The following is a 15,061-nucleotide window of genomic DNA, read 5'->3' as shown; positions in this document are numbered from 1 at the left end:
ATCATCATGAGAAATACATTTAAAAAATTAGCAATACTGGCGTTAAGTTTTAGCTTTTCGACAGTTTTTGCACAAGAAACACCGAAAGAAGAAGATTTTTTCAAGATAAATAAAGTACGTGTACCCGAAGGCCCGATCTTGGAAGTTGGAGGTCTGGTAACCCTCCCAAATGGCGATTTGGGCGTTTCAACCCGTAGGGGAGAAGTGTATATCGTAGAAAATCCTACCAGCGCAAAACCTTACTGGCGCAGATTTGCCTATGGTTTGCATGAAATTTTGGGTATTGCCTATAAAAACGGAGCCATCTATGTAGCACAGCGTGGCGAACTAACCAAATTGGTAGATAAAGACCAGGATGGCAAAGCCGATATTTACGAAACCGTTTATGCCTGGCCTTTAAGCGGCCACTACCATGAGTATAGTTTTGGTCCGAAAATTATGCCTGATGGAAGCTTTATGGTTACTGCAAATGTGGCCTTTGGTGATGAAGAGTGGTGGCGTGCCGAAAGCCGTGTACCGATGCGTGGTTGGGCCATGAACATTACCGAAGATGGTAAAATGATTCCTTATGCTGCAGGTTTCCGCTCTCCAGCCGGTATTGGAAGTATTGATGGTCAGTTTTATTATACTGAAAACCAGGGCGACTGGGTAGGATCAGGTGGTTTGTGGAAAGTAAACAAAGGTGATTTTATGGGGCATCCAGCCAGTTTAAGGTGGACCAACCTGCCAAACTCTCCGGTTAAACTGCAGTCTGATTTCTTTTACTCGCAAATAGATGAGCGTAGAACTAAAAATGAACAGGGAAGATATATCAAACCAGAAAACAGGGTAAACGAATCGTTTAAAACCTTGTTCGAAATGAAAAAAGTATTTCCTGAACTACGTTTGCCATCGGTTTGGTTGCCCTATGGTATCCTGGGTATTTCCTCTGCAGAACCTGTTAAAATCCCTGCCAACACATTCGGACCATTTGCCGGTCAGATTCTGGTTGGCGATCAGGGAATGAGTATCATTTCTAGGATTTTTATGGAAACCGTAAAGGGTGAAGAGCAAGGCGCTGCCTTTTTGTTCCGCAAAGGTTTCCGTTCAGGTGTATTAAGATTGGAATGGGGTACTGATGGTTCACTATTTGTTGGCGAAACGAACCGTGGTTGGGGATCAGCAGGTGATGCCAATGAAGGTTTAGAAAGATTGGTCTACAATAACAAAACACCTTTTGAAATGAAAGCCGTAAGGGCAATGCCCGATGGTTTCGAAGTGGAATTTACCATGCCTGTTGATCGTAAGTCGGCAGAAGATCTGGCTTCTTACAGTGCAGAAAGTTTTATTTACAAATACCATCCGGTATATGGCTCGCCTCCAGTAAACACCGAAAAACTAAAAATCGCTGGAGTTAAAGTTTCAGCAGATGGTTTAAAAGCCAGGATTATTGTACAGAACCTCCGTCAATATTATATCCACACTTTAACTTTAGATGGTATTCGTTCGCAGGATGGTTTCTATTCATTGATTCATCCTGTAGCTTATTACACTTTGAATCAGATTCCTGATGGGAATAAACTATCAGCCAATGAGGTGAGTACTAAAAACTCCGCAGCACCTATCAATACTCCTGCAAAGAAAACAGCTGTGCCAAAGGCAACGAAAGGAAAAGCGCCTGAAGCTAAAGGAACTTCAACTCCAGCTAAGCCTGTGGCTACTGCCAAAGCACCTACCTTTAAAGAAGTTGAAGGTTTGCTCACTAAAAACACCTGCCTGGCCTGTCATAATCAAACTAAGAGACAGATTGGCCCGCCATTCGTGGAAATTGCAAAACGTAAATATTCGCCAGAGAAAATATTTCAGTTGATCCACAATCCACAACCGCAAAATTGGCCGGGTTATTCAACAGAAATGCCGCCAATGCCGCAGGTAACCAAAGCAGAAGCTTTAAAAATTGCAGCCTGGATAAATTCTTTAAATAAATAAGTTGATTGTTAGGAAACGGTTGGTAGAAATGCCAGCCGTTTTTTTATGGTAAAAATTAAGGAAATTTTTCGACTTAAATGAGAAGATCTCTCAACTACGCTACGATTGACAGAATCTGCTAGCCCAGTCGTCATTCTCGCGCGCATGCGGGAATCTTAATACGAGCGCTTTAAGGTTCCCATTCAAGTTGGGAATGACGATAAGGAATACTATCTAATAAAATTTCTGTCACTCGTATTGATTTTTATTAAATAAATTATCCCTTAGGATAACAGCGTGTTAGTATGCGTAAAAAAGAAATGGGGATTCCACTATTGCAGAATCCCCATCATCTAAATTAACGCTCTCATATACATAAACGCTGTAAAAACAATTTATTGTATCAGGTGCAATTTTTTTCCATTTTTGGATGTTTATCATTTAAACCTATTTTTACTTTTTATGGCTACTACAGATAAAAATCAACAAGATGCGGAGAAATTGGCAGCTGCCCGGGCAGCGGTAAAATTTGTTAAGGATGGCGATGTAGTTGGCTTGGGTACGGGCTCTACCACAACATTTGCCATTATTGAATTGGGTAAACGGGTAAAAGACGGACTTCAAATAAAAGCAGCTGCAAGTTCCATCCGAACAGAAGAACTCGCAAAATCGCTGGGCATTGAAATTCTAGATCTTGGGCGCTTGAGCGAGATTGATATCAGTATTGATGGGGCAGACGAATTTACCGCATCACTCGATCTGATTAAAGGCGGTGGCGGTGCGTTATTTAGAGAGAAGATAATTGCTTCATTGAGTAAAAATGCCCTCATCATTACCGACGCGTCAAAAAAAGTTAAAAAACTGGGCGCTTTTACTGTTCCCGTTGAGGTAATTCCTTTGGCTTATCAATATGTATTCGATCAAATAAATAAACTAGGTGGAAGCGGTGTATTGAGAACCAAAGATGAACAGGCATTTATTACCGACAATGGAAACCTGATTATTGACGCTGATTTTGGTCTGATTGATGATCCTGCAAAATTAGCTAATAACTTAAATCAGATTAACGGAATATTGGCCCACGGTTTATTCATTAACCTCACTTCAAAAGTAATCATGAGCGACGGAACGGACATCATCATTTTTGAATAACCTCAGTTCAGCTGTTCAAAAAAATCGTCATTGCGAGGAGGAACGACGAAGCAATCTTTCACGCTAATGATTCCCTTGCAATAAAGATTGCTTCGTCGGCTGAAAAAGCCTTCTCGCAATGACGATCCCTAGCGAAGGTTTTTTTATTAAATGCTACTGTCATTTATTGATTTTATACAATAAATTATCCCTAATTGTGTTACTAACAAGCGAAATGACAAATCAATCTTTAAGAATTACAAATTGAGAGAATTTGTTTCCATTCCGTGTTCTCTGTGTTTCCGTGGCAAACTGACAACTTCACCGATAAATTCCTCTCCCCTTAAATTTCCGGAAATTTTTTACCGATAATTTTATTTCACTCACCGATAAAACATCGCAACTAAGAGAAAAGCCATTCTCCAGCAATGTTATTCATGATACATTTGAATCATAAAACAAAACGGTCATGGAAAATTTAATCAAAAAAAATCACGCGGATAAACAGGTCGGTCTAGGCATTTTAATCATCGCCATCGGTTCGGTGTTCTTGTTGAGAAACTCGGGAATAGATATCCCACATTGGATATGGAGATGGCACACCATTATGTTAGGTATCGGTTTGTGGATGGGTTACCGTAAGGACTTCCAGGGAAGCGGTTGGTTGGCGTTGACTATTATCGGAGGCTTATTTACTTTTAAAGCAATAAACATTTTTGATTTTAATCTGTTTAGGATTAGCATGCCAATGGTATTGATCGGTTTAGGCTTGTATATCATCTTAAAACCTAAAAAAGTTCAAAACTTTAATCAATATTTCGAGAAGAAACCAGTTGATTTTACTGATAAGGAAAGCTAAAATCCTTAACTCCATCATATATCTTAAAAAGGGACGTTTTTTAACAATGTCCCTTTTTTGTTTTGTTAAGCGCTTGGCATTCTACATATTCATAAAAAGAAACGGGGATTCCACCCTCAGGCAGTATCCCCGTCATCTAAATTAACGCTCTCATATACATAAACGCTGTAAATGGAATATATTGTGTTCAGCTTTATTTTCTTGTTTTTTTTTCGATATCGGCCAGATCTGTAAAAAGTAATCAGGAAGCCTGGCATTAAAATGTTAAAATTAGTTAAAACTAAAGCACTGATTAATTAAGCGCCTTTTCAGAACCAAATATTGTTAACTTTGGATATTGTAAACAACCAAGCACAATACTTTAATTTTCATGGTTTTAGATCCCGAAAAGGATAAACCATGACATCTCATTATCATTAAAACAAAATATACGGATGAAAAAGGGCATTTTATTCATAGTCGCTTTATTACTGACCACCTCCGCATTTTCTCAGAATGTGATCCAGCTTTTCAATGGCGCAAACGACTTTTTTAAACTGTTACAGGAAGAAAAATTTAAAGATGCCCACGCGTTCTTTGACGATACTTTAAAAACGAAACTGACAGAGGAAAATTTAAAGAAACTTTGGGGCGATATTGGAACAAAGTACGGAAAGGCAGAATCGTTAGATGCCATTCAAAGTAAAGCTCAGGGCGATTTTTTTGCTGTAACGGTTGAGGGTAAATTTGCCAACGGTGATCAGAACTTTATTTTGGGTTTTAATAAACAACAGCAAATTGTCGGAATATTCCTGGCTCCTTCCAGAAAAACATCCTCTTATTTAAAACCGACCTATGTAGATACCAGCTTATATCAGGAAAAGTCAGTATATATTGGTCCGGCTGGAAAACAATTGGCCGCCATTATTACTACCCCTAAAAATGCCAAAAATTTTCCTGTTGTGGTTTTTGTACATGGTTCCGGACCTGCTGATATGGATGAAACGGTTGGTGCAAATAAACCTTTTAAAGATCTGGCTGGTGGTTTGGCCTCTAAAGGAATTGCTTCCGTTCGATATGTAAAACGAACTTTGGTCTATCCTAACGAGTTTAACAAGGCTTTTACCGTAAAAGAAGAGGTGCTCGATGACGCAACAGCGGCTATTGCACTTGCTAAAACAGTAGTGGGGGTTAATCCAAAAGCTGTTTATGTATTCGGACATAGTTTAGGTGGAATGTTGGCTCCAAAAATGGCAACTTTGACACCTGATTTGGCAGGGATTATTTTGGCCGCAGCACCAGCAAGAAAATTAACCGATATTATTGTTGATCAGAATAAGTATATGTTCGATCTGGCCAATGATACAACGGCTGCCTTTAAAAAACAACTGGCTGACGCTGCTGTGGAAATTGATAAAAGCAGAATTTCGCAGTTGGGAACCACCATAAAACCTGATTCTATCATTTTAGGCCTGCCGGCAAAATACTGGACAGATTTAAATAGCTACAACCAGGTTGCGGTAGCTAAAAGCCTTTCAAAACCTAAAATATACATCTTGCAAGGTGGTAATGATTTTCAGGTAGGCAAAGTAGATTTTGATTTATGGAATGATGCTTTAAGTAAAAAGAAAAATGTGGTGCTTAAATTTTATCCTGATTTGAATCACCTGTTGAGTTCCCAAACCGAAAAGGGGACGATGGCGCAATACCAGGCGGCAGTAAGCGTATCCGAAACTTTGGTCAACGATCTTACATCATGGATTAAGGCCAAATAACATCAGCCACTTATTGTAAAGAACAAAGCTCCGATGAAAATCAGGAGCTTTTTTTGTATATTAATTTCTTCTCATTCCTTCTTTGTTTATAATTTACAAACAATTCAAAAAATAAGCAGTTTAAATTAGAGTAACTCATCTAAAATAATTTGTTTATGGAAAAGTGGAAAATCACTTTAAAAGGAATATGGGGCATTTTAAAAGCATCGTTTACAGGATTTAACAATCATAAGGTAACAAAGCTTAGTGGCTCATTAGCCTATTATACCGTGTTTTCTATGGCACCACTGCTCGTGGTCATTATTTCTTTGTGTGGCATATTTTTAGGAAGAGAAATAGCAGAAGGACAGGTTTATGCCCAACTTGAAGGATTTTTAGGCAGGGAATCGGCCATCTCTTTACAACAACTGATTAAAAATGCTTATCTGGATGGAAAAAGCACCATTGCTTTAATTATCGGTATCATTACTTTATTAATCGGTGCCACTACCGTTTTTGGTGATATTCAGGATTCTATCAATACCATCTGGGGATTAAAACCCAAGCCTAAGAGAGGTTGGGTGAAAATGTTACAGAATCGTTTTCTCTCTTTTTCGGTAATTATTAGCCTGGGTTTTGTGCTATTGGTTTCGCTCGCCGTGACTTCGGTGCTAGATGCTTTTAGTAGTCGTTTACAGGCCAGATTTGCAGAAGTATCGGTTATTGTATTTTACGTTGTCAACCAGATTGTAACCCTCGCCGTTATTTCATTAATATTTGGTGTAATATTTAAGGTATTGCCTGATGCCATTATCAAATGGCGTGATGTAATTGCCGGTGCAATCGTTACTGCTGTATTGTTTATGATCGGTAAATTCGCCATCTCCATTTATATTGGGCAAAGCAATGTGGGGGGTACCTATGGTGCAACAGGCTCGTTGGTAGTGGTGCTGTTATGGACTTATTATTCTTCCATCATTTTATATTTTGGTGCTGAGTTTACCAAGGCTTATGCCGTTGCTTTCGGTTCGGAGATTTACCCTTCACATTATGCGGTAACCACTAAAGAAATTGAAGTAGAAACTGATGGGAAATCTATTCAGGATAATCACCCTGAAATTAAAGAAGAAGTGAAAAAAGCATAAGCTATTCTCCCCAGGCAGTAATTATCAATCTTCTTTGTCCGCCATGATTGCGATGTTCGCAAAGGTAAATGCCTTGCCAGGTACCAAGCGCTAACCTGCCATTTCTGATCGGGATAGTTAAGGAGCTACCTAAAAGTGCAGCTTTTAAATGTGCAGGCATATCGTCCGATCCTTCATAATCATGCTCATAATCGGGATCGTTTTCTTTAACCGTTTTATTAAAGAACATCTCAAAATCCATACGTACGGTTGGATCGGCATTTTCGTTGATCGTGAGGGAAGCGGAAGTATGTTGTATAAAAACCTGACAAATTCCGGTATTAATCTCACTAATTTGGGGCAGGGCATCTTCAACCTCACTGGTAATAATGTGGAATCCTCTTCTACGTTCTCTTAAGGCTAAGGTTTGTTGGTATATTTTCATTTGAATTAATGCTCAATGATTTTGATGAAATCTTTTTCGCTAGGCAAAACGGTTAAATATTTACTTGCAAAAATTTGTTCATTGTTTTCAGGAAGTGTATATCTTACCACAGACTCACTTTTATCTTGGCAAAGGATAATGCCAATGGTTTTGTTTTCATCCTCAAGTTTTACTTCTCTGTCAAAATAGTTTACATACATTTGCATCTGCCCAATATCCTGGTGTTTGAGTTCTCCGATTTTTAAATCAATAAGTACAAAACACTTTAAAATTCGATTATAGAAAACCAGGTCAATTTTAAAATGCTTTTCTTCAAAAGTTATTCTTTTTTGACGGGCTACAAAGGTGAAGCCATTACCTAATTCTAATAAGAAATGTTCAAGTTTATCAATTAATTTTTGTTCTAACTCACTTTCTGAATAAGCGTTTTGTTCTGGTAAACCGAGGAATTCCAATATATACGGATCTTTTATTAGGTCTTTACTTTTTTCGATGATCTGTCCCTTTTGCCCAAGTGATAGTACTTCTTCTTTATTTTTACTTAATGCTAAGCGTGTATATAGTGCTGAATCGTATTGACGTTGCAACTCACGTAAACTCCAATTATTTTTGATTGCCTCTACTTCATAGAAATTACGTTCGTTTACATCGGTTATTCTCATTAACTTAAGGTAGTGAGACCATGTAAGTTTGAATTGCGCAGACACTTGCTGCGTAATTGAGTTGGGAAGTTGATGAGATTGCGTCTCTGAATTTTCATTATTTTCGAATTCGTCAGACACTGTCTGACGAATTGAATAAGTAAGGTAAAAATACCTCATTTGTTTTAAATTTGTTTCGGAAAAACCCTTGCCGAACGCTGCAATTAGCTTTTCTGAAAGCTCACTCAAAATTTGCTTGCCATATTCTGCTTTTTCTTTGCCATTCTGTTCCTCCTCCACAATCATCTTACCGATTTCAAAATAGGTGATAGCCATTGTATTATTAATGGTTTGTACTACCTGTAGCCTAGCCTGAATTAGTAATTCAATAACCCTATTGTAGAGATTTTGATTATTTAGTTCCATTTTAAAATTTTAAAACCTGCTGTTTTGATAGAATTTTAAACTTTCTATTTCAAAAACTCCACATTCCAGATTTTCTCCGCCTTTCTACCAATTAACCAAAAAGAGGCTGCTAATACCGAAAAGAATAAAGCTTTATGCCAGCTATCCCAGAAATATTCGAAATATCGTGTGTATAGATTGATGAACAGAAAAGTAATCCCAAATTCGCGGGCAATATCATCGTGATACTTTAAACCAAAGAGCGTACTGGCTACACAAATAGCGGCAGAAATTAAAGCCCAGTAAAACAAACTCAATTGCCTTACCTCGTACCATTCTTCGAGATTGGCAAAATTACCAAATACCGATAATGCCCAAAGTGAAACAAACAAATAAACCATGCCTGCGATATAGGTAACCTGAAAGAAATTTTGTGTTTTGGGGAAGGCCTTCATCATAAAAGATGCTGCAGTTAATAAAGCACCAAAAATCACAAAACGCAATGGATAGTTCATGCCCAGGAAATAGTAATTCCAACGGCTTAGATACCCTGTTTCGGTACCAAACCAGGCACCTAAGGAGATTAAAGCAAAAATCCAGATTAAACGCGAATTGAAGATATAACCCAGCGCCCCATAGATGAAAACAGATATCAAAATCAAGATAGAGAAGTTGCCAGAACCATTGTCTACGGCCTTTCCGAAATAAGCAATGGCATTTGCCGTGAGTAAAATGGCAGAAAACACGATGGCTTCATTGCTAAATCTGAGATGCGACAGTTTCTGTTTTCGTTTAAAACCCAAAAGGTAAAGCCATGCCGCCAATCCGCCGGAAACAATAGCAATTACAATATTTGGCGTATTGTAAACCCGTTTTAAATAGTTCAGGATAGAATTATCGATCAGGAGCGATCCAAGTGCAATAAAACCACATGCCAGGGCTACCCAAAAAGCATATTGCGCCAGGCGTAACCAATCGAAGTTCTTGGCGTCATAACTTTTACGGAGTTTATCTCCTGTTTCATCATTAATTAAGCCATCGTTTTGCCATTGCTCAATCATGTCATCCAGAAATTCGCTCTTTTCTCTGTCAACTTTCATAGGTCGGTTATATACGAAGATAGCTTTTTTGGTCGGAAGTCAAAATATCAATCGTTTCGTAATGAAATTAAGCAAGCTGCTTTAAGCCCTGACTTTGGATGCCGACTTTTAAATCACTTCTTTAATCTTTTTATTGTTCCCTACAATCCAGATGACATCACCGTTATCAAACACAAAATCCGAAGAAGGATTTAAGATGCGTTCGGCGCCTCTTTCTATACCTACAATTAAAGCCTGCGCTTTTTCGCGGATACCTGCATTTCTGATACTCATGCCATAAACAGGCGATTCAGTATGAACCACAACTTTTTGCAGCGACATTTCTTTATCCGGGAAATTATTTTCTTCGGTTATCTCCGGAGCATTAACCTCTAAAAGTGCCTTAACCGCTGCAAGTTGGTCATCCGCACCGATCAATAACAATTTATCGTGTGGATAAAGTCTTTCATCTCTGCCTGGTGTTGGGATATTATTTCTCCCTCGTTCGATTAAGGCGATATTAACCCCATATTTTTCCCTGATCATCAGTTCGTTCAGCGTTTTTCCAACTACCTCCGATTCGGGCGATACCTTAAGTTCGGTAAGATGGGTATCCCAAGGTAAAATATCTGGTTTTTGATTTTCCCTGGCATTTAAATTCCGGATAAAACGGCGTTCCAGTTTATCATAAAACGACTGCAGTTTTCTGGAAAAGATAACCATTCCGAGTACAATTAAAACCAAAGCAATCATGGCCGCAACCCAGGTGTCAAAAAACTCATACATCAAAAATCCGACGAAGAATATGCCGAGCGCAATCCTGAAAAATTCGATGGCAATTAGCGGGCCGCGCGTATATTTTTTATTTAACCACAGGTGCGAGTAGGCGGTTTTCTGAATCCTGCGGATAGAAAGCGCCCAAAGAAAGGGAGACATCAAAATAAACGAAAGTCCCACACTGATTAAAATGGAAGGCAGGCCATTGGTGATGTTCTTGACCATAAAAGGCTGTAAAAACCTTGAGGTAAGAAAAATAATGGCGATAATAATTACGGAGTGGATAATGGTATTGAAAATGTAGGAACGTAACAGGATTTTCCAATCGCTTAGTGTCGTAATTCCGGCAGTACTGGAACTGTATCTCTGAATCCCATCTAACCATTTTTGTGGTAAAACCCGGTTTAGAAAATTATAAAAACTTTCTGATGACTTGATTAAATAGGGAGTGGTAAAAGTGGTAATGGCCGAGGCTGCTACGGCAATCGGATAAAGAAATTCACTGGTAACCTTAAGCGTTAAACCCAGGGTGGCAATAATGAATGAAAATTCGCCGATCTGTGCCAGACTCATTCCCGCCTGTACAGAGGTTTTTAAAGGCTGGCCGGATAATAAAGCACCTAAGGAGCTGCTGATTAATTTACCAACTATTGTAGCGAGGGTAACAATAAGAATCGGAAAGGCATAATCAACCAAAACTTTAGGATCAATTAACATACCCACCGAAACAAAGAAAACCGCGGCAAACAAATCTTTAACAGATTTTGTCAGGTGTTCTATCTTTTCAGCCTGGGTAGTTTCGGCCAGTATTGATCCCATGATAAACGCGCCAAGTGCCGGAGAAAAACCAACTTTTACAGCAAGCAATACCATAACCAGGCACAAGGCTAAAGATACCACCAGCATGGTTTCATCATTCATTAATTTTCGAGTGGCTTTTAAGAAGGTTGGAATTAGGAAAATGCCCGCTAAAAACCATAACACGAGAAAAAATGCAAGCTTTAATATAGAAATGAGCATTTCTGAACCGGCAAATTGCTGACTCACCGCTAATGTAGAAAGGAGTACCAGCAATAAAATGGCAACTAAATCTTCCACAATCAGTACACCGAAAACCAGTCCTGCGAATTTCTTATGTTTTACGCCAAGTTCCTCAAAGGCCCGGATGATAATCGTTGTGGAAGATACCGATAAGATACCGCCTAAAAAGATGCTGTCCATTGTATTCCAGCCCATAAGTGAGCCGGCTGCATAGCCAATTAAAAGCATAAACAGCACTTCAACAATCGCCGTTATGGATGAGGAGCCACCAACTTTGACTAACTTTTTAAAGCTAAACTCTAAACCTAAACTGAATAAAAGAAATATAACCCCTATTTCGGCCCATATGGTTACACTTTTCTGGTCGGTTACTGTTGGCAGCAAACTAAAGTGCGGACCAACCAATAAGCCAGCCAAGATATAACCCAACACCAGCGGCTGTTTAATTTTTTTAAATAATAATGTTGTTATACCTGCAGCAGCAAGTATCAATCCTAAATCGGCAATTAAATCTGGTAAATGAATCATTTTATTTTAAAATGTTAAAAACTAAAAATTTTAAATTCGGCTGAAGCAACGGCCAATGGTGACGATCGCTGGCAGCCATATGATTGATTTGATTTACCAAAAAACGTGTTTTGGGTAGAGCATCTTAAACAAACACCAATAATTATATTTCAATCTTTTGATTACAACTTTGTTATTAACGTTTTTGTTCTTAAGAAGAAGAAATAGCAAAAGAGTGATCAGTACAAAGGCGCTATAATGTATTTTTACAGGGGAGATATTGATAAAATCTTTTTCCAGGGTTTCGTGATCCTGACTGAAACCAAAATGGTGTTTGATGACTTTTTTATATGTAACGAAAGTTATTTTTGAGTATTTTGATTGTACCTCATTTCTTTTTTTTTGCGATGCGATGCCAGCAAAATTTATAGAGAGAAATAGAAATAAAATGATGTAAAAAAGCCTCATTGCTGCTAATATAGCGAAAATAAGGCTTTTTTGAAAGGGAAATTAGGTAAAACTGACTTTTGAATTGGATTACTAAAATTGAATTTTGTAAAATCACATGTTTTCAGGTTATCGTCCTTTCGAGCGGAGTGCAACGAAGTCGAGAAATCTATTTAAATAAGATCTCTCCATTCCACTTCGTTTCAGTCGAGATGACGACCTTAGGATAAGCTGAAAACTATCTACCCGCCAAAGTAAGCTAAAGTGGCTTCCTTATCTTTTTGTAACTGTAGGGTTAAAGCTTCCAAACCTGTAAATTTTACATCATGACGTAAGAATTTCAGGAAATTCATCTTGATATCCTGTCCATAAATTTCCTGGTTGAAATCGAAAATATTAACCTCAATATTTCTGGTCATCCCGTTAATGGTTGGCCGCTGCCCGATATAGGCCATACCTTTATAGGGCTGAGGGTTTAGGGCTGAGGGTTTAGGGGTAGGTACTTCAGACTCCAGACCCCGGACTTCGGACTCCATTTCAACAGTAACCGCATAAATACCATCGCCTGGAATTAATTTATAGGTTTCCTCAACAAAAATATTTGCAGTCGGAAAACCAATTGTTCTGCCTATTTTATCACCTTTAATTACCCTGCCAAAAATCGAGAAGGGGTAGCCGAGGTAATCGTTTGCCAGTCCAACATCGCCGGCCAAAAGTGCCTGGCGGATCTTGGTCGAACTCACCGCCACATCGTGGATGTCCTGTTCCATAATTTCTTCAACCGTAAAGCCGAAATGTGCGCCGGCAGCTTTTAAAACATCTAAATTGCCAGAGCGGTCTTTCCCAAAACGGTGATCGTAACCGATAATAATGTGTTTGGTGCCAATGTTATCAACCAGAATATTTTTAATGTAATCTTCTGGTAGCTGATTGGAGAAATCGCGGGTAAAAGGCGTAATAATCAGATGATCTACACCTAAACCTTTTAAAATTTCGGCTTTTTCATTAATGGTATTAATCATTTTCAGATCCTGGTTTTCAGGATCAATAATCATTCTTGGGTGCGGGAAAAATGTTAAAATTACACTTTCCCCATTATCGGCCTTTGCCTTTTGTACCAGTTGTCTGATGATTTTCTGATGTCCGAAATGAACACCATCAAAAGTACCGATGGTAACAATGGCATTAGCTAATTTTTTAAATTCCGAAAGGTTATTGTATATCTTCAATGGGATTAGGATTAATGTAACGCATGGCGTTTTACTACGCCGCCTTTTAAATCGGCAATCTGCTGTTGGATCACAAACGCATCCGAATCAATCTGCCGGATAGCGGTTTGCAATTTGCTCATTTCCAGTTTGGTAACTACAGTAAAAATGATATCGATATCTTTTTTTTCTCCATACCCACCTTCGCCTTTATAAATCGTAACACCACGTTTCATATCGTTGATAATGAAATCTTTAATGGCCTCCTGGTGGTCTGAGATAACGGTGACACCGGTGTACTGTTCTAAGCCGTTTACGATAAAGTCAATAGTGCTGGATGCTGATAAATAGGTTAGAATGGCGTATAGCGCCGTTTCAATGTTTAGGAAATAAGCAGCGAATGCAAAAATGATGATATTTAAAATCAGGATGATATTTCCTACGGTTAAAATGCTGTTTTTGCTGATGTAAAGTGCTAAAACCTCCGTACCATCAATTACACAGCCCCCACGCATAGCCAATCCGATTCCCCCGCCTAAAAACAAACCGCCAAAAAATGCAATCAGCAATTTATCGTGCGTAATCGGCTGGAAAGGAAGGATAATCAAAGCCAGTGACAGTGTAGCAATGGCAATAGCCGTTTTCAGTGCAAAGCCTTTACCAATTTGCCTGTAACCTAAAATAACAAACGGAATGTTGATAAAGACGATCAGGTATGATAAATTCCAGCCCGTTAAGGTGCTTACCAAAAGGGATATACCAGTAACACCACCATCTATAAAATGACTGGGCATTAAAAAGCTTTTTAAGCCAAAACATGCCGAAGTTACACCTGCAATAATCAAAAGGATTTCTTTTATAAACCTGGTGTTCCTGTTTTTGATATGGTTCATACTCCTGCTTCAGTTTTAACTTCTTCTTTCTTACTGCGAATATAATTAACAAGTTCTAATACCTCAAACGCATCTTTTAGCATAAAGTTTCCGCTTCGGGTACGGGTGAGTTTGGAAAGGTAAGCACCGTTATTTAAAGTTTTACCGAAATCGGATATTAATGAGCGGATGTATGTGCCTTTGCTGCAAACAATCCTGAAATCGATTTCCGGCAATTCAATCCTTGTGATTTCAAATTCAGGTACACTTACAAAACGTTTCCTTAATTCCACTTCTTCGCCCAATCTGGCTTTTACATATAAACGTTCACCATTAACCTTTACAGCAGAATGCGCAGGCGGATATTGTTCTATATCGCCAATAAAAGGCTTGCAGGCCGCATAAATTTCTTCTTCGCTAATGTTGCCGATACCGAATGTTTCATCAACTTCGGTTTCCATATCAAACGATGGGGTAGTGGCCCCTAATATCATGGTACCGGTATATTCTTTCTCTTCAGCCTGAAAAGTATCTATTTGTTTAGTCAGTTTGCCTGTACAGATAACCAACAGACCGGTAGCAAGGGGATCTAAAGTGCCGGCATGGCCAACCTTAAGTTTTAACGGTTTTAAAGAATTACGGATTTTGCCTACCACATCAAATGAAGTCCATTTGTACGGTTTGTTAATTAAAAGCAATTCGCCTTCGGCAAAATTGAAATCTTTAAATTTAGGATTTTCGGTGCTCACAAATCTTTTTTGCGCAAAGATACGGATTCAGTGTCGCTTTTACCACAGGTAAAAAGGATGTGCACCGATAATCATCACCGGTGTTTGCCTTGTAAA

12 protein-coding genes are annotated in these 15,061 nt (G+C 38.6%); 5 read left to right on the top strand and 7 right to left on the bottom strand.

Features of this window, described 5'->3' with window-relative positions:
- The first annotated feature begins 6 nt into the window (after positions 1–6).
- From ACK1I8_RS14370 to ACK1I8_RS14350, 5 genes are all read left to right on the top strand, one after another.
- Positions 7–1,968 (top strand): hypothetical protein, encoded by a 1,962-nt coding sequence (locus ACK1I8_RS14370; protein ID WP_412466052.1) that lies wholly within the window; start codon positions 7–9, stop codon positions 1,966–1,968.
- A 441-nt stretch (positions 1,969–2,409) separates the two neighbouring features.
- Entirely contained in the window at positions 2,410–3,099 is a 690-nt protein-coding gene (gene rpiA, locus ACK1I8_RS14365) for a ribose-5-phosphate isomerase RpiA (RefSeq protein ID WP_412466051.1), read from the top strand.
- Positions 3,100–3,547: 448 nt separating this feature from the next.
- Positions 3,548–3,937, top strand: a complete 390-nt coding sequence (locus ACK1I8_RS14360) for a LiaF transmembrane domain-containing protein (protein WP_412466050.1) — start codon at positions 3,548–3,550, stop codon at positions 3,935–3,937.
- 434 nt (positions 3,938–4,371) lie between these two features.
- On the top strand, positions 4,372–5,691 hold the full coding sequence (locus tag ACK1I8_RS14355; protein WP_412466049.1) for a DUF3887 domain-containing protein: 1,320 nt from the start codon (positions 4,372–4,374) through the stop codon (positions 5,689–5,691).
- A gap of 155 nt (positions 5,692–5,846) precedes the next feature.
- Positions 5,847–6,815, top strand: coding sequence for a YihY/virulence factor BrkB family protein (locus ACK1I8_RS14350; RefSeq protein ID WP_412466048.1), 969 nt, complete (start codon positions 5,847–5,849; stop codon positions 6,813–6,815).
- A gap of 1 nt (position 6,816) precedes the next feature.
- On the opposite strand, the gene ACK1I8_RS14345 is transcribed toward ACK1I8_RS14350, so the two are convergent.
- The 7 genes from ACK1I8_RS14345 to truB all read right to left on the bottom strand — a co-directional run bounded on the left by ACK1I8_RS14345 (position 6,817) and on the right by truB (position 14,965).
- A complete protein-coding gene (locus tag ACK1I8_RS14345; protein WP_412466047.1) occupies positions 6,817–7,239 on the bottom strand; it encodes a secondary thiamine-phosphate synthase enzyme YjbQ in 423 nt (140 codons plus the stop codon).
- A 5-nt stretch (positions 7,240–7,244) separates the two neighbouring features.
- Positions 7,245–8,306, bottom strand: a complete 1,062-nt coding sequence (locus tag ACK1I8_RS14340; protein WP_412466046.1) for a PDDEXK nuclease domain-containing protein — start codon at positions 8,304–8,306, stop codon at positions 7,245–7,247.
- A gap of 44 nt (positions 8,307–8,350) precedes the next feature.
- Positions 8,351–9,385 carry a DUF2157 domain-containing protein gene (locus ACK1I8_RS14335; RefSeq protein ID WP_412466045.1) on the bottom strand — a complete coding sequence of 345 codons (1,035 nt, stop codon included), beginning with the start codon at positions 9,383–9,385 and terminating at the stop codon, positions 8,351–8,353.
- A gap of 108 nt (positions 9,386–9,493) precedes the next feature.
- Positions 9,494–11,710, bottom strand: coding sequence for a cation:proton antiporter (locus tag ACK1I8_RS14330; protein ID WP_412466044.1), 2,217 nt, complete (start codon positions 11,708–11,710; stop codon positions 9,494–9,496).
- A gap of 668 nt (positions 11,711–12,378) precedes the next feature.
- On the bottom strand, positions 12,379–13,365 hold the full coding sequence (locus tag ACK1I8_RS14325) for a bifunctional riboflavin kinase/FAD synthetase (protein WP_412466043.1): 987 nt from the start codon (positions 13,363–13,365) through the stop codon (positions 12,379–12,381).
- Positions 13,366–13,376: 11 nt separating this feature from the next.
- Positions 13,377–14,237, bottom strand: coding sequence for a YitT family protein (locus tag ACK1I8_RS14320; protein ID WP_412466042.1), 861 nt, complete (start codon positions 14,235–14,237; stop codon positions 13,377–13,379).
- Positions 14,234–14,965 (bottom strand): tRNA pseudouridine(55) synthase TruB, encoded by a 732-nt coding sequence (gene truB, locus ACK1I8_RS14315; RefSeq protein ID WP_412466041.1) that lies wholly within the window; start codon positions 14,963–14,965, stop codon positions 14,234–14,236. Before truB ends, ACK1I8_RS14320 begins: the two co-directional genes overlap by 4 nt.
- Between the last annotated feature and the right edge of the window lie 96 nt (positions 14,966–15,061).

Origin of the sequence: Pedobacter sp. KLB.chiD (genome assembly GCF_047040275.1) — a bacterium.
Lineage (GTDB): Bacteria > Bacteroidota > Bacteroidia > Sphingobacteriales > Sphingobacteriaceae > Pedobacter.
The sequence above is the reverse complement of the archived record's forward strand: the minus strand, read 5'-3'. Positions and strand labels throughout refer to the sequence as shown.